This window comes from Nocardioides albertanoniae, assembly GCF_006716315.1.
Classification (GTDB): Bacteria; Actinomycetota; Actinomycetes; order Propionibacteriales; family Nocardioidaceae; genus Nocardioides; species Nocardioides albertanoniae.
Window position 1 is genome coordinate 459,200 of the sequence record NZ_VFOV01000001.1, and the last position, 19,692, is coordinate 478,891.

Genomic DNA, 19,692 nt, shown 5'->3' on the forward strand with positions numbered 1-19,692 from the left:
GTACCGTCGTTCTAAATGGCAAGCACGCTCCCCTGCGCGCCCTGTCTGACCCCGTAACGGTTGAAAGAAGCCTGTGAAGCGCATATTCAAAGGTCCCTGGCTGTGGATCATCCTGGCAGTGCTCGGTGTGATCCTTGCTCTGCAGTACCTGGCCCCTCGCAATGGCGGCGACGAGATCACCACGAGTGAGCTCACGTCCTACATTCAGAAGGACGAGGTCAAGGAGATCACGTTCGTCGACGGCGACCAGGAGATCAAGGCCACCTTGGTCAAGGGTGCTCGCGACGGTGGGGCCAAGGTCACGACCTCGTGGGTCGACGGTGACCAGGAGCAGCTCATCGAGATGGTGCGCAAGACCGAGGCCGAGGGTGACAACCTCAAGGAGTTCAACTCCGAGGTCGCCAAGCCTTCCGTGCTCGGCTCGATCCTGAGCTTCGCGCTGCCGTTCGTCCTGATCATCATCCTGTTCCTGTTCCTGATGAACTCGGTCCAGGGTGGCGGCGGCCGTGGGGTCATGCAGTTCGCCAAGTCCAAGGCGAAGCTGATCACCAAGGACATGCCGAAGACGACCTTCTCCGACGTCGCAGGTGCTGACGAGGCCGTCGAGGAGCTCCAGGAGATCAAGGAGTTCCTCCAGGAGCCGGCGAAGTTCCAGGCCGTCGGCGCCAAGATCCCCAAGGGTGTGCTGCTCTATGGCCAGCCGGGCACCGGTAAGACCCTGCTCGCGCGTGCCGTTGCGGGCGAGGCCGGCGTGCCGTTCTACTCCATCTCCGGTTCCGACTTCGTCGAGATGTTCGTCGGCGTCGGTGCTAGCCGTGTCCGCGACCTGTTCGAGCAGGCCAAGGAGAACGCCCCGGCGATCGTCTTCATCGACGAGATCGACGCCGTCGGCCGCCACCGTGGCGCCGGCATGGGCGGCGGCCACGACGAGCGCGAGCAGACGCTCAACCAGCTCCTCGTGGAGATGGACGGCTTCGACGTACGCGGCGGGGTCATCCTGATCGCGGCCACCAACCGTCCCGACGTGCTCGACCCGGCGCTGCTGCGCCCGGGCCGCTTCGACCGCCAGATCCAGGTCGACGCCCCCGACCTCGCCGGGCGCGAGAAGATCCTGCAGGTCCATGCCCGCGGCAAGCCGCTCGCCGGTGACATCGACCTCGACTCGGTGGCCCGTCGCACCCCTGGTTTCTCCGGTGCCGACCTGGCCAACGTGCTCAACGAGGCCGCGCTGCTGACCGCACGCAGCGACCAGAAGCTGATCACCAACAAGGCTCTCGACGAGGCCATCGACCGGGTCATCGCGGGTCCGCAGAAGCGCACGCGCCTGATGAGCGAGCAGGAGAAGCTCATCACCGCCTACCACGAGGGTGGCCACGCGCTGGTCGCCGCGGCGCTGCCCGGCCCCGACGTGGTCCAGAAGATCACGATCCTGCCGCGCGGCAAGGCGCTGGGCTACAACCTGGTCATGCCCGACGACGACCAATACAGCCAGACGCGCTCGTCGATGCTCAACAAGCTCTCCTACATGCTCGGCGGCCGTGCCGCGGAGGAGCTCATCTTCCACGACCCGACCACCGGCGCCGGCAACGACATCGAGAAGGCCACCGGTCTCGCCCGGGCGATGGTCACCCAGTTCGGCATGACCGAGCGCCTCGGCGCGATCAAGCTGGGGGAGTCCAACGGCGAGCCGTTCCTGGGGCGCGACATCGGCCACCAGCGCAACTACTCCGAGGAGGTGGCGGCCGTCGTCGACGACGAGACCAAGAAGCTCCTCGCCACCGCTCACCAGGAGGCGTTCGACATCCTCGAGGAGAACCGGGACGTCCTCGACGGGCTGGTTCTGCAGCTCCTGGAGAAGGAGACGCTCTCCCGGCAGGAGGTCGCCGAGATCTTCGAGCCGCTGCGCCGGCGCGACCCGCGTCCGGCCTGGACCGGCTCCGACACCCGCCGCCCCTCCGACCGTCCCGCCGTCGAGGTCCCGCAGTGGATCATCGAGCGCGACAAGGAGAACCTCGCCAAGGCGATCAGCGCCGCGGGCAGGTCGGTCAACGGTGTCGAGCCGGCCAAGCCGTCCGAGCCCTCCGGCCAGGCTGGCCCCGAGGCCACTCCGCCGGCCTGACCACACATGTCTGACGTCGACGAGAAGAGCGATGGAGTGAGCGCGCGCAACACCCAGGTGACGCCTGTCCACACCCCCGAGCGGGATGTGGCCGACGTGCCGGCCTTCGACCAGCAGCGTGCCGAGGCGGCCGTGCGCGAGCTCCTCTTCGCGATCGGGGAGGATCCCGATCGCGAAGGGCTGCTCGACACGCCCGCCCGGGTCGCCCGTGCCTACCGAGAGCTGACGCAGGGGTTGCACCAGGCCCCGGAGGACGTGCTCACCACCACGTTCGACCTGGGCCACGACGAGATGGTCCTGGTGCGTGACATCGAGCTGTGGTCGATGTGCGAGCACCACCTGGTGCCGTTCACCGGCGTCGCCCACGTCGGCTACATCCCTGCCGCCACGGGCAAGATCACCGGTCTGTCCAAGCTCGCCCGTCTGGTCGACGTCTACGCCAAGCGCCCTCAGGTCCAGGAGCGGCTCACCACCCAGGTGGCCGACGCCCTCATGGACATCCTCGAGGCGCGCGGTGTGATCGTGGTGATCGAGGCCGAGCACCTGTGCATGACGATGCGTGGCGTCCGCAAGGCCGGCGCCCGCACGATCACCAGCGCCGTACGCGGCACCATGCGCTCCAACGCCACCACCCGCGCCGAAGCGATGGCGCTGATCCGGGGCGGAACCCGCTAGGTAGGGTCGTTCCCGTGAAGGTGATGGGGATCGTCAACGTCACGCCCGACTCGTTCAGCGACGGCGGACGGTTCTTGGCGACCGATGATGCGGTGGCGCACGGTCACGAGCTGATCGCCCAGGGGGCGGATCTGCTCGACATCGGCGGGGAGTCGACGCGGCCGGGTGCGACCAGGCCGCTGGTCGGCGACGAGCTGGCCCGTGTCGTGCCCGTCATCGAGACGCTGGCCGCGGAGGGGGCGACCCTCTCGGTCGACACGATGCGCCCCGAGGTCGCGGCCGCGGCACTGAAGGCGGGGGCGCAGATCATCAACGACGTCTCGGGTGGCCTCGCCGACCCCGAGATCTTGAAGGTCGCCGCCGAGCACGATGCGACGTACGTCGTGATGCACTGGCGCGCTCATGGCGCGGAGATGCAGCACGAGGACCACCTCGTCTACGCCGACGGCGTGGTCGCCACGGTCAAGCAGGAGCTCGAGCAGCGGATCGAGGCTGCGCGGGCAGCGGGGATCCCCGACGACAACATCGTGATCGACCCCGGCCTCGGCTTCTCCAAGACCGCCGACGACAACTGGCGGCTGCTGGCGGGGGTGGAGGAGTTCCACAAGCTCGGGTTCCCGGTGCTGATCGGCGCCAGCCGCAAGACCTTCCTCGGCCACCTGCTGGCCGCACCCGACGGCACGCTGCGCCCGGTCGACGAGCGCGAGAGCGCGCACGATGCGATCACCGTCTTCCTGGCGCAACGCGGCGTCTGGGCCACGCGTACCCATGACGTACGCGCCGCCGCCGACGCCCTCAAGGCGGCAACCAAGCTGGAGACGATCGGAGCGAGGTCGAGCGGCGAGCTTGCTCGTCCGCCCGCGCCGAGCGAGGGAGTAACCGAGCGGAGCGAGGAGACGATCCGATGACCACCCCCGCAACCGAACCCGCGACCGAGCCCGCCGACGAGATCTCGATCGTCGGCCTGGAGTGCTACGGCCACCACGGGGTCTTCGACTTCGAGCGCCGCGAGGGGCAGAAGTTCGTGATCGACCTGGTCATCGGCACCGATACCCGCCGAGCGGCGGCGACGGACGACTTGCATGACACCGTCGATTACGGAAGTCTCGCGGCGGCGGTCAAAACTAGTGTTGAGCGCGACCCGGTGGACCTCATCGAAACGCTTGCCCAGCGGATCGCGGACATCTGCCTCGCAGAAACCCGCGTCCATTGGGCTCGTGTTACGGTTCACAAACCGGGGGCGCCTATCGAAGCGACGTTCAAAGACGTCACCCTGACGATCACCCGGAGGCAGAGCACGTGACAGAGGTACCCAACCCCCACATCATCGACGCCGACACGCTCACCGGGGAGATGCGGCCGATTCGGCGGGCGGTTCTGTCGTTGGGCTCCAATCTCGGAGAGCGTCTGGCAAACCTGCAGGACGCACTGAACACGCTCGCCGAGACCCCGGACGTCTGGGTGACCACGATCTCGCCGATCTACGAGACCGAGCCGGTCGACTCACCCGAGGGCTCCGAGCTCTATCTCAACGCGATCGTCCTCGCCGACACCACGCTCACCCCGGCGCGGCTGCTCGACCGTGCGCTCACGATCGAGGATGCGTACGGACGCTCCCGCAGCGGCATCTTCAACGAGCCGCGCACGCTCGACATCGACGTCATCTCCGTCGGCGACAAGATCCTCGAGGAAGACTCGCTCACGCTTCCGCACCCGCGCGCCCACGAGCGTGCGTTCGTGCTCAAGCCGTGGGCCGACCTCGAGCCGAGCGCCGACCTTCCGGGCGTCGGGCCGATCAGTGAGCTGCTCGAGCGGTCCGACCAGACCGGCATCACCCGCCGCGACGACCTGGTCATCGAGCTCTGAGCTGAACAACCCACCAGAACACACCGACCAGGGCCCTGAGAAGGACCCCGGCGGAGACGAGCGTCGACTTCACCCGATCTCGGGCGGAGCGATCACCGCATGGGCCGTCATCGGCCTCGTCGGCGGTTGGCTGGCCCACCCTGTGCTGGAGGCATGGCGCGGGGTGGCCCCGGTGGTCACCTGGGCACAGCCGGTCCTGCTGCTCCTGATCGCGGCCGTCCTCGGCGTCACGGCGTGGATCACCCATCGCCAGCTGCAGGTCGGCGGCGAGCGGATCGAGTCCTATCAGGCGGTCAACCGGCTGGTGCTCGCCCGCGCGTGCACGCTGGTCGGAGCGCTCCTGGCCGGAGGCTATCTGGGCTACGCCGTGAGCTGGCTCGGCTACGACGCGAGCACCTCGGCCGGCGACCGGCTGGTGCGCTCGGCGGTCGCGGCGGTGGCAGGGATCGTGATCGTGATCGCAAGTCGACTCCTCGAACACGCATGCCGGGTCCGCAAATCCGACGATGAGTAGCCGTACCGTGAAAGCATGCCTTCCCCATCCGCAACTCCAGTCACGCGCAGGCGTCAGCGCAGCACACGCCTGACGGTTGCTGTAGCCCTGCTGGCACTGGCAGCCGTCATGATCGCCGCAGCCATCGCCTCCGGGTCGTGGCTGATCGTCGTGCTCGCTGCCGTTCTCGGGCTCGCCTGTGGCGCTGCCGCAACCAAGATCACCCACTCCGAGCTGCTCCAGACCCGTCGCGACTGGGCGCGTGACCGCGCCGAGCAGGCGCAGGCCCACCGCGCCGAGTCCGACCAGCGGGCGGAGGAGAACGCCGAGTTCCGCGCCCACATGGACGCCAAGCTCGCCGAACGCGTCCAGGCCGTCGACGAGCTCGAGGCCGCCCTGGCAGCCGCGCACCAGCGCGCCGCCGAGGCCGTGCGCCGTCGTGGTGAAGAGGCCCGTCGGGCCGCTCAGGCCGAGCTGCGCGGTGAGCAGCTCGAAGCCAAGCTGCAGGCCGTCGAGGCAGACGCCGCCGAGGCGGCCATCCGGGTCGCCGAGCTGGAGTCCGAGCTGGACGCCGTGCGTGCCGAGCTCGAGATCGAGCGCACCAGCTGGACGGGCGCGCAGTCTGCCTGATCGGGTGGTCCCGGGGTGAACCGCCCCGAGTTTTCGATCCGTTCGCCAGTTCGTCATACTCCTTTGGGTGATTCGCACCGAGATCCAAGCACTGAGGGCGTTCGCCGTCTGTGCCGTCGTTCTGTTCCACCTGTGGCCCAACCGACTTCCGGGGGGCTACATCGGTGTCGACGTCTTCTTCGTGATCTCGGGTTTCCTGATCACCTCTCACCTGCTGCGCAGCCAGGAGAAGGGCACGCTCGGCCTGGCCGACTTCTGGGCCAGGCGGGCGCGGCGACTGCTGCCGGCCGCCTATCTCGTGCTGGTCGTCACCGCGATCGGCACGCTGCTGTGGGTGCCGAAGGTGCAGTGGCAGACGTTCTTCCTGGAGATCGGCGCGGCCGGCATCTATGTGGAGAACTGGGAGCTGGCGCGCAACTCGGTCGACTACCTGGCGGCCCAGCACGCCGCGTCCCCGGTGCAGCACTACTGGACGCTCTCGGGCGAGGAGCAGTTCTACCTGATCTGGCCGCTGCTGGTGCTGCTCGCCGGCTGGATCGCCACGCGCAGCGGCGCCAACCGGCGTCGCACCACGGCCATCGTGCTCGGTGTGGTCACCGCCGTCTCGCTCGTCTTCGCGCTGTGGTGGACCGTCGTCTCGCCGGAGACGGCCTACTTCATCACCCCGGCACGTGCCTGGGAGTTCGGCCTGGGCGCGATGCTCGCCTTCGTGCCTGTGCTCGCCGGCCGCGACCATCTCAGGGCCGCGGTCTCCTGGGCCTCGCTGGGCGTGCTCACCGCGTCGTGCTTCCTGATGGGCGCGGAGACCCCGATGCCCGGCTTCGCTGCGGTCGTCGTCTGCGTCGCCTCGGCGGCGCTGATCTGGGCCGGCCACCCCGAGGTCGCCTGGTCGCCTACCCGCATCGGTGACCTCCGGCCGCTGCAGTGGCTCGGTGAGATCTCCTACTCGCTCTACCTGTGGCACTGGCCCCTGATCATCCTGGTGCCGTACGCCCTCGGCGTCGACCACCTCGGCCTCGTCGAGAGGCTGCTGATCGGGGTCGTCTCCGTGCTGCTCGCGTGGGCGACCAAGGTCTGGGTCGAGGACCCGGTGCGTACGCACCGCAAGCTCGTCCACCACCCCGGCCGCAGCCTGGTCGCGACCGGCGTCGCCGCCGTGCTGCTGGTGGGCGCCAGCGGCACCGGCTGGGGCGTCGTCGAGAAGCAGAACCGCGAGGACGCCGCGCTCGCCGCCTCCATCACCGACGACGCGCCGCGCTGCTTCGGCGCGGCCTCCCGCGCCCCGGGCGCGAAGGACTGCCCCAACCCCGAGCTCGACGACGTGCTCATCCCGACCGCAGCCGGCGTACGCGAGGACTGGCCCGACTACCCCGGCTGCGACGAGCAGCTGCTGAAGCGGCCGCTCAAGGGTTGCGCGATCGGCGAGAAGAAGCCCGGGCGACCGCACATCGCGGTGATCGGCGACTCGCACAGCCGGGTGCTGATGGCGTCGCTGGAGACACTGGCCGACAAGGGCATGCTCTCGGCCGAGCTGTTCTGGGGCAGCGGCTGCTCGTGGACCGCCGGTGAGCCGTACGTCAAGACCACCGAGTTCAAGGACCAGTGCCGTTCGCTCAAGGACGACCTCGACACCAAGCTGAAGAAGGACGCCAAGGACTACGACGTGGTCATGACCACGGCCTGGTCGAAGCTGATCACCGGTCCGAAGAAGGAGCGGGTCAAGGCCGTCAAGGACGCCTGGAAGCCGGTGCTGAAGCAGGGTGTCCCGGTCGTCGCGATGCGTGACAACCCCACCTCGGGCGAGACCCGCGAGGACCAGCCGGCATGCGTCGAGGAGGCCGGCGTCGCTCGCGCCAACGAGGAGTGCAGCCTCGACCGGAAGAAGTCCTACGACTCGATCTTCGACCCCTTCGGCCCGGCCGTGAAGCAGTCCAAGGGCGCCTACTTCATCGACAACACCGACTTCTTCTGCGACGAGACCAAGTGCCCCGCCGTCATCGGTGGCGTCAACGTCTACCGCGACCGCGACCACATCAGCATCACCTACGCCGAGACCCTGGCGCCCTACATCTGGCGCCACCTCAAGGACTTCGGGGTCGTCAAGGGCCGCTGAGCCAACGCACCCAGCTGCGGCGGGGGCGGGGGAGACGGCGCAGGAAGTCGTCGCGGAGGTCGTAGGGGAGCGCGTCGACCAGTGCTCGCGGGTCGAACTTCGACCCCGGGAGGCTCGCCGAGGAGGCGACCTGCGCGAGGTCGAGCGACGGTGCGGTCTCTACGGTCGTCGCGACCGAGACGACCTCTGACTTCTCCAGCGTCGTGAAGAAGTCGGAGAACCTGAACCGGTAGCCGACCACGCCGGTGCCGTCGATACGCAGCCAGACCCAGGGGATGCCGTACGCCTGGGCGATGATCAGGCCGTGCAGCGAGGTCGAGACGACGACCTCGGACTGCGCGATCTCCTCGACCACCTCCTCGGTGGGTCGCTGCACGTCGACACGGTGTCCGCCGGCGCGCGCGATGAGCGACTCGGTCACGATGTCGGTGTGCGACTGGTCGACGACCACGCTCAGGCCCGACCGGCCGCTGGGGCGTTCGCCGGGGCGCAGGACGTACGGCATCAGCAGCGCGGGATCACCGAAGACCTCGGGGACGTCCCAGCCGAGATGCTTGATCAGCTGGTTGCGGGTGCGTACGCCGCGCACCGCGCGGATCTCCCGAGGCTTGCGGTCCCGGAGCCGCTCGAGCGCAGCGCCCCTGAGCGGTGCGCGCAGGCCGGAGCCCCAGATCGTCATGCCGGGCCGCTCCATGTCGGTGACGAGGGAGCCGATCGTCATCAGGGCGTCGCCGTCGTCGGGGTGCCCGATGGTGTTGTACGACGGCCGGCCGGTCATCTCTCCGAGGAGCCATGGGCCGAGCTGGTCGCCGAAGTCGGTGCGCTCGCCGGGCCAGTAGCCGGCGATGGCGGTCGGCTGCCGGTTGCTGTGCGCTGCCTCGCGGTCGACCACGTGCACGCCGGCCACCGGGTGGATCGAGCCTGCGCCGAAGACGCCGGCCAAGGCGTCGCGGAGCCGGTCGTCGTTACGGTGGATGCTCGAGAGCACGGCCCGGTCGGCGGCGCGCGCGTACTTCCAGTTGGAGGTGATGCCGGTGAAGTGGCGGTGCCGGATGCGGTCGGTGCTCGTCATCGAGACCCCGCGCACGCTGTGCGTCTTCCACTGCACGGCATCCGGCGTACGCCTCGGGTCGATCGCCCACTTGTGGGTGGTCGGGGGCTGGGTGCTGTCGTAGACCGTGAAGTCGGTGAAGCGCGGCGGCTGCGTCGTGGTCGCTCGTGGGGTGTCGATCCAGCGGCCGCGGTATCGGATCGCACCCGAGTCGGAGGCCGCCAGGAGGTCGAAGGCGCCGGCGTCGTCCTCGGAGATCGCGAGCTCGTCGATGTCGTGGTTGAGCACGCCGGCGGCTGCGGAGAGGAAGCGGTGCCGGGCGTGCTCGAGGATGCCGTACTCGCAGAAGTCGGAGTCCCACGGTGCGTCGCTCAGGCCTTCCCAGTTGCCGCCCTGGGGTCCGAACTTGAACGGCCACGAGACCACGACAGCGACCTCGATGCCCGGCACGTCGAGCGCGGCGAGGACGTCCTCGGGCCGGTAGTCGCCGGACCCGTTGTCGTAGAGGAGAACGGCGTCCACACCCTGTGTAGCGGCGTGGAACCGGGCCCAGTCGGTGATCCAGCGCAGGTCGTTGTCCTTCGACTTCGTGACCAGGACCGACCGGTCACGGAACCAGTCGACCCCGCTCTCGGAGACCACCGCGCTGCAGCTCGCCTCGCCCGAGGTCACGCTGAGTGTCTCGCCGCCGACCGCCGTGGCGCTCAGCCACGACCCCTGGGTGCGGTTGAGGTCGTGGAGGTGAGCGGTCGCCTCCATGCCGTCGAGTCGCCACACCGACTCCGCCATGCTCGTCGCGAGGTTGAGCAGAGGCGGCCCGATGAGCCGAACGGTGTCACCGGCGGGGCCGGTGACAGGGAAGGCGTCGTAGACCAGGGTGTCGTGGTCGAACTTGTCGAGGTAGTCCGACTGTCGCAGCTCGGGCGGTCGCGGCGGCTCGCGGTGGACCGGCCAGGCCTCGCTCAGCCGCAGGGGCGACACGCCCACGACTCGTCGAACGATCTCCACGCACAGCTACTTTCACGAACAGGCAAGGCACTCCGTGAGCGACGCGCTCGTCCCCGCTGCAGGGCGAGGAGTCTATCGGTAGCGCGGACATCGACGACCACCACGTCGTCATCGTCTACGCAGAGATTCGCCGCCGGACGCGAGCTGGGCGATCTCGGGCTGATCCAGACAGCCTGACGCAAACTCTCGCGAACGGACAGAGAATCGACAGCGGCCACAGGTATTCTTTACTTTCGCGGCCGGGTGTCTGCCGCGACCCACCACTGGTGGGAGCACTGGGTAACCAGGCACGGCCGCTCGGGGGCATGGCCATGAAGATGAAGGCGGCTTTGTCATGCACGAGCGGACTGCGAGTGATCCGTCGACGGTGAGGGACGACCTCGCCCTCACCAACCTGTTCCTGAACCCGAGGCTACGAAGACCGCCGCTGCTCAGCGCCGACCGGGCCCCGCAGGACCATCTCGAGCTCGATCCCGGCGACTGGGTCTACGTGCACAAGCACGCGCGGGCGACCCTGGTCGACGACGGTGACGGTCAGGCGGTGCGTATCGAGGGTCGCACCGACAGCAACGACACCCACATCAGCCCGGGCGGGCGTGACGGTGGGCTGCGACTGGGGATGTTGCCCGGGCGCACCTACACGTTCGCCGCCGACGTCGAGCTGGAGGCGCCGCTGCGCGGCGTGCTGCACGTGAACGCGCTCCGTATCGTCGCGGGCTGGTCGACACAGGGAGAGCCGACGTGGAACGGAGCCCGGTCGGCTGCGGCGCAGAACGTGCCCGGCCGCACCCGGCTGGCGGTGACCTTCACGGTGCCGGTCGATGCGGACGAGGCCTGGGTGCGCCTCTTCGGCGGCGCCCGCAAGGGCGCTGTGCGGTGGTCCCGCTTCCAGCTCTCCGAGGGAGCCAACGGCCGTGCCTTCCTCGACGCCGCAGCTGCACCGCCCGACGGCCTGACCGCCCGCTGGCGCGGAGACCCCGATCGCTCGGCGTCCGAGCTGTACGTCGACCGCGACACCCTCTCTCCGGGCCTGCTCGACGAGCGGCTCGCGGTGTGGCTGCAGCTGGAAGCCTTCGAGGTCGCGGCGCGTACGGCGGGTCTCGTCGTGCCCGGTTCTGACCTGACCACGGCTCTGGGCCACGCGTCGAACGGCTCCTGGCCGAAGGTGCTCGAGGCCGGTGAGATCGCCACCGAGGAGGACCCGAAGGCGCTGGCGCCAAGGCTGCTGACGGCGGCCGCGGCCGTACGGTTGAAGAACCACGAGCAGGTCGTCGCGGCACTGGCCCCGATCTTCGACGACCCTGCCGTCGACGCAACCGCCTGCTATGCCCTCGCGCGCGCCTACCGGCTGCTGCACCGCGCCGGCGAGACGTACGACGTCGTCGGTGCGGCCACGGCGAAGGACCCGAGGATCGACGCCGCCGGAGCCACCGAGCTGATGGCGGCGACCACCAACTACACCTCGGAGCGGGTGGCGATCAGAGCGTTCGTCGGCGCGCACCTCGATCAGATCCGACGGATGGCGCACGCCGGCCGCGCGGGCAAGACCGGCGAGATGCCGTACGTCTTCGTCTACTGGGCGCAGGGGATGGAGGCGGCGCCGCCGATCGTCAGAGCCTGCTATGAGCGACTCCGACGGGTGCCTGGCATCGACCTGCGGCTCCTCACCGAGGCGTCGGTGCCCTACTGGGTCGATGTGCCGGGGCACATCAGGCATCGGGTCCCGACCGACAAGGCCGCGTTCGCCGACTGGCTGCGGATCGCGCTGCTGAAGGAGTACGGCGGCATCTGGGTCGACGCGACCTGCTACGTGACCGGCGACCCGTCGGTCGTCGACGAGCTTGTGGGCGACCGCCGCTTCTTCGCGTTCAGATACAACGACGCGCGGATCTCGAGCTGGTTCCTCGCTGCTCGCAACAACTCCTACATCGTGCACATGATGCATGCGGCGCTGGAGATCTACCACCGGTCGCACGACAAGGCGACCCACTACTTCTTCTTCCACGACATCTTCGAGGCCCTGGCGCAGCTCGACGACCGCTTCGGTGAGATCTGGGAGACCAAGGGACAACATCGAGACACGAGAGGTGCCCACAAGCTGCAGGGGCAGCTACGCCGCCCGGCGGGCACCGGCGCCGACCTCGCCGCGATCGACGGGTCGTTCGTGCACAAGCTGACCTACAAGCTCAAGCCGCACGAGATCACCCCGGCCACCGTCGCCGGTGCGCTGGTGAGGGGCGACTACGAGCGGCACCTGATGTCCGCGCCGGAGCAGCCGAAGCGGCGTCGGTTCGTGATCGCCCGGCGATGACGCCGCTGGGAGCTACACCTGGTCGAGCGCCCGCGGCCAGCCGTGATAGCGGTCGGGTGACATCCACTCCGGGCCGTAGCGCTCCTCGAGGAGCATCTCGGGCTGCGCGGGTGCCGGGTAGTCGTTGCCCTCGAGGGTGACCGTCGTCGCGGGGAGGAGATTCTCGAGCTCCGTCGCCGGATGTACGTCGATCTGCAGCCGTGACTCGGGATCGATGATGTGGAAGCCGCTCTTGTGCGTGCGCACCTCCCAGCCCATCTCGCGCACCCGGTCGGCCAGGGGAGCCCACTCGCTGTCGTCGGCGCAGGGCACCAGCACGTCGATGTCGTCGTCGAAGGGCAGGAACTCGCCGTTGCGCACCGCGCCGAGGAGGGTGCCGAAGCCGAGCATCGGGGTGAACCCGAGACCGCGGAGGGTCACCAGCGTGCGGTCGAGCAGCTGCAGGTGAGCCGCGCGGCGGCGCTTGAGCACCTCGCCGGCCCGGAAGCCCTTGCGGGTCAGGGTCACCGGGTCGATGCCGAGGAGCGCGGTCGCCTCGTTGGTGGCCTCCTCGACCCGGTCGAGGAGCTTGCGCGTGGTGAGCACGCCGCCGAAGGAGCGCACCGACGTCGCCGCGCCGGAGACACGGCGGCGTTCGGTGGCCAGCAGGTAGCCGAGCAGCTGCAGGTCGTTGTCGGTGAGCTCGGGGCCGGAGGGCCGGGTGGGCAACAGGGCGAAGAGCAGCTGGTGCTCGCGCGAGGTGCGGCCGCGGGCGCCGTCGCGGATGTTGGCGACCAGCGCGGCGACGACCTTGTCGCGCAGGTCGGCACCCGCCTCGGCCGAGCTCAGGTCGGCCGGCTCGATCGCGATGCCGGTCAGCTCCTCGACCAGCCGCAGCGTGGTGGTGACGGCCTTGTCGGAGTCGAGGCTGCAGCGCGCGATCTCGGCGCCGTCGCCGCCGATGACCGCGACGTTGAGCCGCTGGGCCCGTACGCCGCGGTGGTCGAGCTGGTTGAGCACCCTGACCTCGTCGACCCGGACGGGTGCGTCGAAGCGGGCGATCGCCCAGGCGCCCTGCTCGCGGGTCGTACGGATCCGGCTGTTGATCGACGCGCTCTCGGCCGAACCGGCGTAGGAGCTCTGCTCGATACGCACCTTCGGGGCGTCGATGTGGATCGGGCGGGCGGCCTTGGCCAGCTGGATCCCACGCAGGTCGAGCTGGCCCGCCTGCTTGGCGGGCAGGAAGAGCCGGATCTCCTGCACCGGCTCGCTGACCCGCACCGAGAGGTGATCAGCTGCGGTGCCGCCGAAGAAGCCCAGGGACGGCAGCAGCGTCGAGACGCCCGGCACCGTGCGGCGCAGCCTGTTGGGCTCGCGCAGCTTGCGCGACTCGGCGATCTTGGCGGCCGCGTCGTGGGCAGGGTCGGCCGGGGCGGTGGCGCGCTGCAGGAACGGGCAGGCGTCGAGCAGGGGGAGCGGGTCGTAGTCGATCGGGCGGCCGTCGAATTCGAAGGTCGACTCGAGCAGCTCGCCGGTCACCTGCGGGGCCGCCGAGGCGTCGAACTGCTGCGGCGTACGGAACTTCTTGACCGAGGCGAAGTAGTCGTAGAACTTGTACTCGCCTCCGCGCGGGGTGCCGGAGGCGAGCCAGGCGTTGGGGATGCCGTAGGCGTCGGCGACGATCAGGCCGTGCAGCGAGGAGGTGATGATCTTGCGGCAGGAGAGCAGGTCGCGGATCACGCCCTCGATGTCGGTGCGCGCGAAGTCGATCAGCTTGATGTCGGGTCCGTACGTCGCGCGCGCCCAACGGCGCTCGCTCCAGCGCACGACGAAGCCGTACTCGTGGGTCTGCTCGACCTCCGGGCGGTAGACCAGCGGGGCGAGCAGCGCGGCGTCGCCGTAGACCTCGGGCACCGCGAGACCGAAGCCGTGGTCGGCGGAGAGCTTGGAGCGGGTGAGCGGGCCGCGCACCGCGGTGATCCGCATCTTGCGGCTCAGGTCGCGCACGCCCTCGGAGCCGTAGGTGCCGGTGCCCCAGGCGATCGAGGTGTCGGTGCACTCGTTGAGGATCGAGCCGATCACCGTGTAGTGCGGCTGCGAGCGGTCGGCGAGGGTGACCTCGCGGCCGGTCAGCTTGGCGACGATCCACGGCGAGAGCAGGTCGCCGAAGTTGGGGGTGTAGGTGAAGTAGTGGACGGGCACGCGACCCTCGACCTCGAGCACGTCGTCGGCCACCCGGTAGCCGTCGAGCACGTCGGAGGTCATCAGACCGGTGTTCGTCGAGCGCGCACCTTTGCGAGAGCGCAACCAGCTGCGACGCGTCGAACCTACAGAAGCCACCACTACCAACTCTCTGATCATTCCCGAGCCGTGCGGCGAGCCATTCGCTGACGGAGAAACCCCTCGGGAGAAACAAGCCGTGGGGGGTAAGTCTGGGCGGGATCGTAGCAGCGGTCGCGCGGAATCAGGGCAACGTCGCCGCTGACCCGTGAGCGCTGGTGGGGTCAGGCCCGGAGGGCGTACGCGTCGATGCCGGTGAGGTCGAGACCGGGCACGTCGAGGGCGGTGCCGTCGGCGTTGCGGGGCACCGGCCCGTGCTCGGCGATCCAGGTGGCGACGTGGGCGGCCTGGTCGTGGAGGTCGTGCTCGACGAGCCACCCGATGAGCCGCTGGCCCGGGGGGAGGCTGGTGTCGGCGAGGGTGCGCTCGGACCAGATGTCGCGGACCATCTCCACGAGCAGGTCCCACCACTCGGCGTCGCCCTCGGGGATCGCGGCGAAGTAGCGGCGCATGTCGCCGGGGAGGGTCTTGTCGAGGAAGATCTCGAGCACCTCGGGGTTGCCGCCGTCGGCGACGTACTTCCGCACGGTCTCCAGCGACATCCTCTTGGTCAGGTGGCGGTCGCGCAGGTCGGCGACGGTGGAGCGCTGCTGGGTGATCGAGGTGCCGTCGGTGCGGATGCGCCAGTGGTAGACGATGTCGGGGATGACGTCGAACGCCTCCGCGGCGAGATATGCCTGCGTGAGCGTCGGCTGGTCCTCGTAGCGGAGGCCCTCGGGCCAGGAGAGCCCCGCAGAGTCCCAGAACGTACGCCGATAGACCTTGTTCCACGCGAAGACGTCGCCCAGGATGCGGGCGTCGTCGTCGGCGGTGGCGCCCAGGCGAGCCGGGTTGTGGAAGTTGCGCATCCAGACGGGCTCGTTGAGCTCGCCGTCCTCCCACCGCAGCACCGAACCGGTCACGAAGTCGGAGCCGGTCTTCTCCAAGGTGCGGACCATGGTGGCGTAGGCGGTGCGCGGCACGATGTCGTCGGAGTCGGCGAAGGTGATGTAGTCGGCGCCGACCAGGTGGTGCAGGCCGGTGTTGCGGGCCGCGCCGAGGCCGTGGTTGGCGGTGCGTCGCACGCTCACGCGCGGGTCGCGGTCGGCGTACTCCTCGGCGATCACGCCGGTCATGTCGGTCGAGCCGTCGTCGACGATGACCACGTGCAGATTCTTGTAGGTCTGCCCGAGGATGCTGTCGAGCGCGGCGGGTAGCAGCGGCGCGATGTTGTAGGCGGGGACGATCACACCCAGCATCGGCCGGCTGCGCCTCAGTCGCATGCCTCTGCCGCGGTGCCCGCGGCGGGAGACGGAGCCGCGGTGCCCGCGGCGGGAGACGGAGCCGCGGGGACCGCGGCCGGCGAGGGTGCTGCGGACAGGAGCGCGTCGACGGCGCGGACCGAGGCCGACCCGTCGTCCCACGGGGCGAACTTCTCCCGGAAGGCCGCGCGGGCATCGGCGTAGGCCGCATCGGCCTCCGGGCCGCCCGCGAGGTGGGCGATGAGGGTCTCGTTGTCGTCGAACAGCGGGCCCGGAGCGGTGTCGACGAAGTCGAAGTAGAAGCCGCGGGAGGCCTCGTATTCCTCCAGGTCGGGCACCAGGAACAGCTGAGGCCGGTCGAGGATCGCGAAGTCGAACATCACCGAGGAGTAGTCGGTCACCAGCACGTCTGCGGCCAGGAACAGGTCGTTGATGTCGGGGTAGAGCGTGACGTCGCGGATCCGGCCGGCGAGCTCGGGGGCGACCGAGGCGCCGGTGGAGGTGTTCACGTGGCCGCGCACGAGCACGGTGACGTCGGGCAGCGCCGCGACGACCTTCTCCGGGTCGAGGTAGAGCACCTTGGAGAAGCTGTCGCGCCAGGTCGGGGTGTAGAGCACGACCCGCTGGTCGTCGGGGATATCGAGGCGCTTGCGGATGGCCGCCCTCACCTGGTCGCGGTCGCCGGCGGCGAGCACGTCGTTGCGCGGGTAGCCCGACTCCAGCACCTCGCCCTCGAACCCGAAGGCACGCGGCAGGATCTCGGAGCAGTAGGGGCTCGGGCTGATCAGCCGGTCCCATGCCTTCGCCTCGGCGTCCATCGTCTTCATGTAGAGCACCGAGAGCCCGCCCTGGGGGTCGGTGATGTCCTTGGCGATGCGCTTGAGCGGGGTGCCGTGCCAGGTCTGGACGTACGCCTGGCCCTCGGCCTTCTCGAAGAAGAACGGCCAGTTGTCGTTGGTGACCAGATAGGCCGCCCGGGCCAGCAGCTCGTACCACTCCGGCGAGAAGCGGACGACCGAGCGGATCCCGTCGGGCACCAGCACGGAGCGGTCGTTGATGCTGAAGACCGGCTCCGGCCCCTCACCGGCGCGGTGGCGGGCGAGCAGCTCGCGGGCCATCGCCGCGGGGGAGTCACCGGCCATCTTGCCCTTGAACGTCTCCAGCAGAGCGACCGGCAGGCGCGGCTCGTGGCGCTGCTCGAGGTAGCGCTCGCGCAGCAGCTGCTGGGTGCGCCCGGGGCGTACGTCGACGGGCAGCGCGTGCGAGATGACGATGAGGCTCCACGAGTTGCTGACGCCGATGCGCACCGAGGCGCCGTCGATGTCGATGTCGATCGGGCCGTGCGCACGCAGCGAGGTGGAGACCTTCACGTGGGCGAACGGGCGCACCTCGCCGAGCTCGTCGATGAGGCGCAGCTCGTAGCGGCCGGTGGGCAGCGCGGTGCGGCCGAGCTGCCAGGCGTCGCGAGCGACCGGCACCTCGATCTCGAACTCGCCGGCCGGGAGCACGTCGCTCGCGACGGCGTCGGCACGCTCGGAGGAGAGCTGCAGACGGTGGCCGGCCGCGCCGAGGCTGACCCCGCGCAGCACCAGCCGCTCCTCGGTGGCGTCGATCGCGCTGATGTGCACCGACGGCTGCCGGTTGGTCACCCGCACGGTGTTGCCGCCGCTGCGTACGACGTAGGCACGGCCGGCGTCGGTGCCGGCGTCCGCACCGAGCACGTTGGGCTCCTCCGACCAGCGGACCGGCACATAGCTGCCGGAGGTCAGCTTGACCTCGAGCTCGCGCGAGCGGCGTGGGTTGAGCAGCACGGTCACGGCGCCGTCGGTGCCGCGGCGGACCACCTTGCCGAAGTCGGGGTTGAGGATCGGGTTGCGCTCGGGCCCGACGACGGTGAGCTCGACGGTGCCGTCGGCTGCGACGCTGTGGCCGGCGGTGCGGGCCCAGTCGTCCTGGACGTGCACCCGGAAGCCGTTGGCACCGTTGCCGCCGAGCCGGACCAGACGGTCGGCCAGCATGTGGGCCTCCCGGAAGCCGGCAGGGCCGGACGGCACCTGGCCGGTGATGCCCGAGACGCGGGTGAAGTCACCCTGGGTGTGCTCGAAGTCGAGCACGAGGTCGTGCTGGCCCGCCGGGGTCACCTCGGCGAGCTTCAGGGCGTCGATGCGGGCCTCGAAGCCGGCGTTCGCGCGGTCTTCGTAGGCGCGGTTGGCGATCTCGTCGAGCCACGGGTCGGTGAACCGGGTGACCGGCACCTCCAGGTCGACGCCGTCGCCGCGCACGTGCAGACGCAGCTCGTGGGGGGCGTAGTCGTCGGTGAGGTTCTGCAGGAAGGCCGAGCCACGCAGCACCAGCTCGGTGTCGTGCCAGGCGGCCGAGGTCAGCTGCACGCGGGGGAGCAGGTCGACCTCCTCCACCCGCAGCGTGTCGGGCGGGAGGGTGCCGCGCGGGTCGAGACCCTCGGGGAGCACGAAGACGGGGCGACCGTCGACGACCCCGATCGGGCGGCCCGACTGGAACCGCTGGAACCAGCCGCGCAGGTCGTTGACCAGGTCGAAGTCGTCGTGGCTCAGCGCCCAGGAGACGACCCGGTTGCGGAACTGGAGACGCGACCAGATCTCGCTGGGGATCTCGTCACGGAGCACCGCCAGCCGCTCGCGTACGGCGGTGGCGTACTCAGCGCTGCCGGCACCGATCGCCGCCTCGACGTAGTTGGGGAAGTCGTAGTCGAGCAGCTTCACGAACCAGGTGTTGCGCACCTCGGTCGGGGCGTCCTGCACGAGCTCGGCGCAGCGGTCCTGGCTCAGGATGCGGTCGGCGAGGTCCTGCAGGGTCGCCTTCTGCTGGGTGATGGACGTGCCGTCGTCACGCGTACGCCACAGGTAGACGCACTGGTCGAGGATGTCGAAGGTGGCGTCGAGGTAGGCGCGGGTGATCGGCACCTGGTCCTCGTAGCGCACGCCCTCGCTGAAGAGCAGCCCGTGCTCGTCGACGAAGCTGGTGCGGAAGACCTTGTTCCACGAGGTGATGTCGAGCAGCGCCAGCGGCTCGTCCTCGATCCGCAGGCGGGTGCGGGTCACCCGGGTCAGCTTCTTGACCCAGTTGGGGCGGGCCGCCCGGCCCTGCTCGCCGCGCTCGAAGGCGGCGGTGACGAAGTCGGAGCCGGTCCGCTCGAGCAGACCGACCATGGCCTCGTAGGAGCCCGGAAGGATGATGTCGTCGGAGTCGGCGAACGCGACGTACTCACCGCGGATGTGCTCCAGGCCGGTGTTGCGGGCCGCGCCCAGGCCGCCGTTCTCCTTGGTGACGATCCTGACCCGCGGGTCGCGCCTCGCGATCTGGCGTACGACGTCGGCGGAGCCGTCGGGAGAGCCGTCGTCGACGACGATGACCTCGAGTGCGTGCAGCGACTGGGTCAGGATGCTGTCGAGCGCCGCCCCGACCCACTGCTCGACGTTGTAGATCGGCATGACCACGCTGAGGATCGGCTTCGGGCCGAGCCCGACGACATATCTCGCACGGCGTGCTTCACGGCGGGCCGCCCGAGCCACGCGCCGGGAGTCGACGTTCATCGTGCGGTCGATCGCGTCGGCGACGCGATGCGCCGCACGGCGGCGTGGGCTCATGGCTGACAAAGGGGCGGACCTTCCGGAGGGGGACACAAAAGAAGTCGGCTGTCGAGTCTAGGCGTTCAACTCTCGTTCACCGGAATCAGAGGGGGCAGTCGCCGAGTCGTCGGATCCGTGGAGATTCCGGCGCGATGCCGCGGCCGGTATGGCGGCCAGCGGCGTTGCGTGACGGGTGCCACATGGACGGAATGTTTCGGAAGAGTGTCGTGCGGCGTACCGTTTGTGATGGCTCGGTCA

The 19,692-nt window shown here is 69.6% G+C and carries 13 protein-coding genes; 9 read left to right on the forward strand and 4 right to left on the reverse strand.

What is annotated here, in order from left to right; genetic code table 11:
* Positions 1–73 precede the first annotated feature (73 nt).
* The 8 genes from ftsH (at position 74) to FB381_RS02265 (ending at position 7,896) form a co-directional block, all read left to right on the forward strand.
* Entirely contained in the window at positions 74–2,119 is a 2,046-nt protein-coding gene (ftsH, locus tag FB381_RS02230; protein WP_141778780.1) for an ATP-dependent zinc metalloprotease FtsH, read from the forward strand.
* Between the two features lie 6 nt (positions 2,120–2,125).
* Entirely contained in the window at positions 2,126–2,794 is a 669-nt protein-coding gene (gene folE / locus FB381_RS02235; RefSeq protein WP_246087920.1) for a GTP cyclohydrolase I FolE, read from the forward strand.
* Between the two features lie 23 nt (positions 2,795–2,817).
* Complete coding sequence (gene folP / locus FB381_RS02240) at positions 2,818–3,702, forward strand: dihydropteroate synthase (RefSeq protein WP_246088293.1); 885 nt, start codon at positions 2,818–2,820, stop codon at positions 3,700–3,702.
* Complete coding sequence (gene folB, locus FB381_RS02245) at positions 3,699–4,097, forward strand: dihydroneopterin aldolase (RefSeq protein ID WP_141778781.1); 399 nt, start codon at positions 3,699–3,701, stop codon at positions 4,095–4,097. The genes folP and folB overlap by 4 nt, the downstream gene beginning before the upstream one ends.
* Complete coding sequence (folK, locus tag FB381_RS02250) at positions 4,094–4,660, forward strand: 2-amino-4-hydroxy-6-hydroxymethyldihydropteridine diphosphokinase (RefSeq protein WP_141778782.1); 567 nt, start codon at positions 4,094–4,096, stop codon at positions 4,658–4,660. The genes folB and folK overlap by 4 nt, the downstream gene beginning before the upstream one ends.
* 109 nt (positions 4,661–4,769) lie before the next feature.
* Positions 4,770–5,174 (forward strand): DUF3180 domain-containing protein, encoded by a 405-nt coding sequence (locus FB381_RS02255; protein WP_281285073.1) that lies wholly within the window; start codon positions 4,770–4,772, stop codon positions 5,172–5,174.
* A gap of 108 nt (positions 5,175–5,282) precedes the next feature.
* The gene (locus tag FB381_RS02260; protein WP_246087922.1) at positions 5,283–5,783 is read left to right on the forward strand and encodes a hypothetical protein; all 501 of its coding nucleotides are present in this window, start codon (positions 5,283–5,285) and stop codon (positions 5,781–5,783) included.
* A 67-nt stretch (positions 5,784–5,850) separates the two neighbouring features.
* Positions 5,851–7,896: an acyltransferase family protein gene (locus FB381_RS02265; RefSeq protein WP_141778784.1), complete on the forward strand. Its 2,046-nt coding sequence runs from the start codon at positions 5,851–5,853 to the stop codon at positions 7,894–7,896.
* On the opposite strand, the gene FB381_RS02270 is transcribed toward FB381_RS02265, so the two are convergent.
* Positions 7,883–9,955: a polysaccharide pyruvyl transferase family protein gene (locus FB381_RS02270; RefSeq protein WP_141778785.1), complete on the reverse strand. Its 2,073-nt coding sequence runs from the start codon at positions 9,953–9,955 to the stop codon at positions 7,883–7,885. The two genes, FB381_RS02265 and FB381_RS02270, sit on opposite strands and share 14 nt — an antisense overlap.
* Positions 9,956–10,289: 334 nt before the next feature.
* Between FB381_RS02270 and FB381_RS02275 the strand changes: the two genes are divergently transcribed.
* Positions 10,290–12,266, forward strand: coding sequence for a capsular polysaccharide synthesis protein (locus tag FB381_RS02275; RefSeq protein ID WP_141778786.1), 1,977 nt, complete (start codon positions 10,290–10,292; stop codon positions 12,264–12,266).
* A 12-nt stretch (positions 12,267–12,278) separates the two neighbouring features.
* Here FB381_RS02275 and FB381_RS02280 read toward each other — a convergent pair whose 3' ends face one another.
* From FB381_RS02280 to FB381_RS02290, 3 genes are all read right to left on the reverse strand, one after another.
* Positions 12,279–14,510: a polysaccharide pyruvyl transferase family protein gene (locus tag FB381_RS02280; RefSeq protein ID WP_170225031.1), complete on the reverse strand. Its 2,232-nt coding sequence runs from the start codon at positions 14,508–14,510 to the stop codon at positions 12,279–12,281.
* Between the two features lie 239 nt (positions 14,511–14,749).
* On the reverse strand, positions 14,750–15,847 hold the full coding sequence (locus FB381_RS02285) for a glycosyltransferase family 2 protein (RefSeq protein ID WP_141778788.1): 1,098 nt from the start codon (positions 15,845–15,847) through the stop codon (positions 14,750–14,752).
* Entirely contained in the window at positions 15,838–19,452 is a 3,615-nt protein-coding gene (locus FB381_RS02290; RefSeq protein WP_141778789.1) for a bifunctional glycosyltransferase/CDP-glycerol:glycerophosphate glycerophosphotransferase, read from the reverse strand. Before FB381_RS02290 ends, FB381_RS02285 begins: the two co-directional genes overlap by 10 nt.
* Between the last annotated feature and the right edge of the window lie 240 nt (positions 19,453–19,692).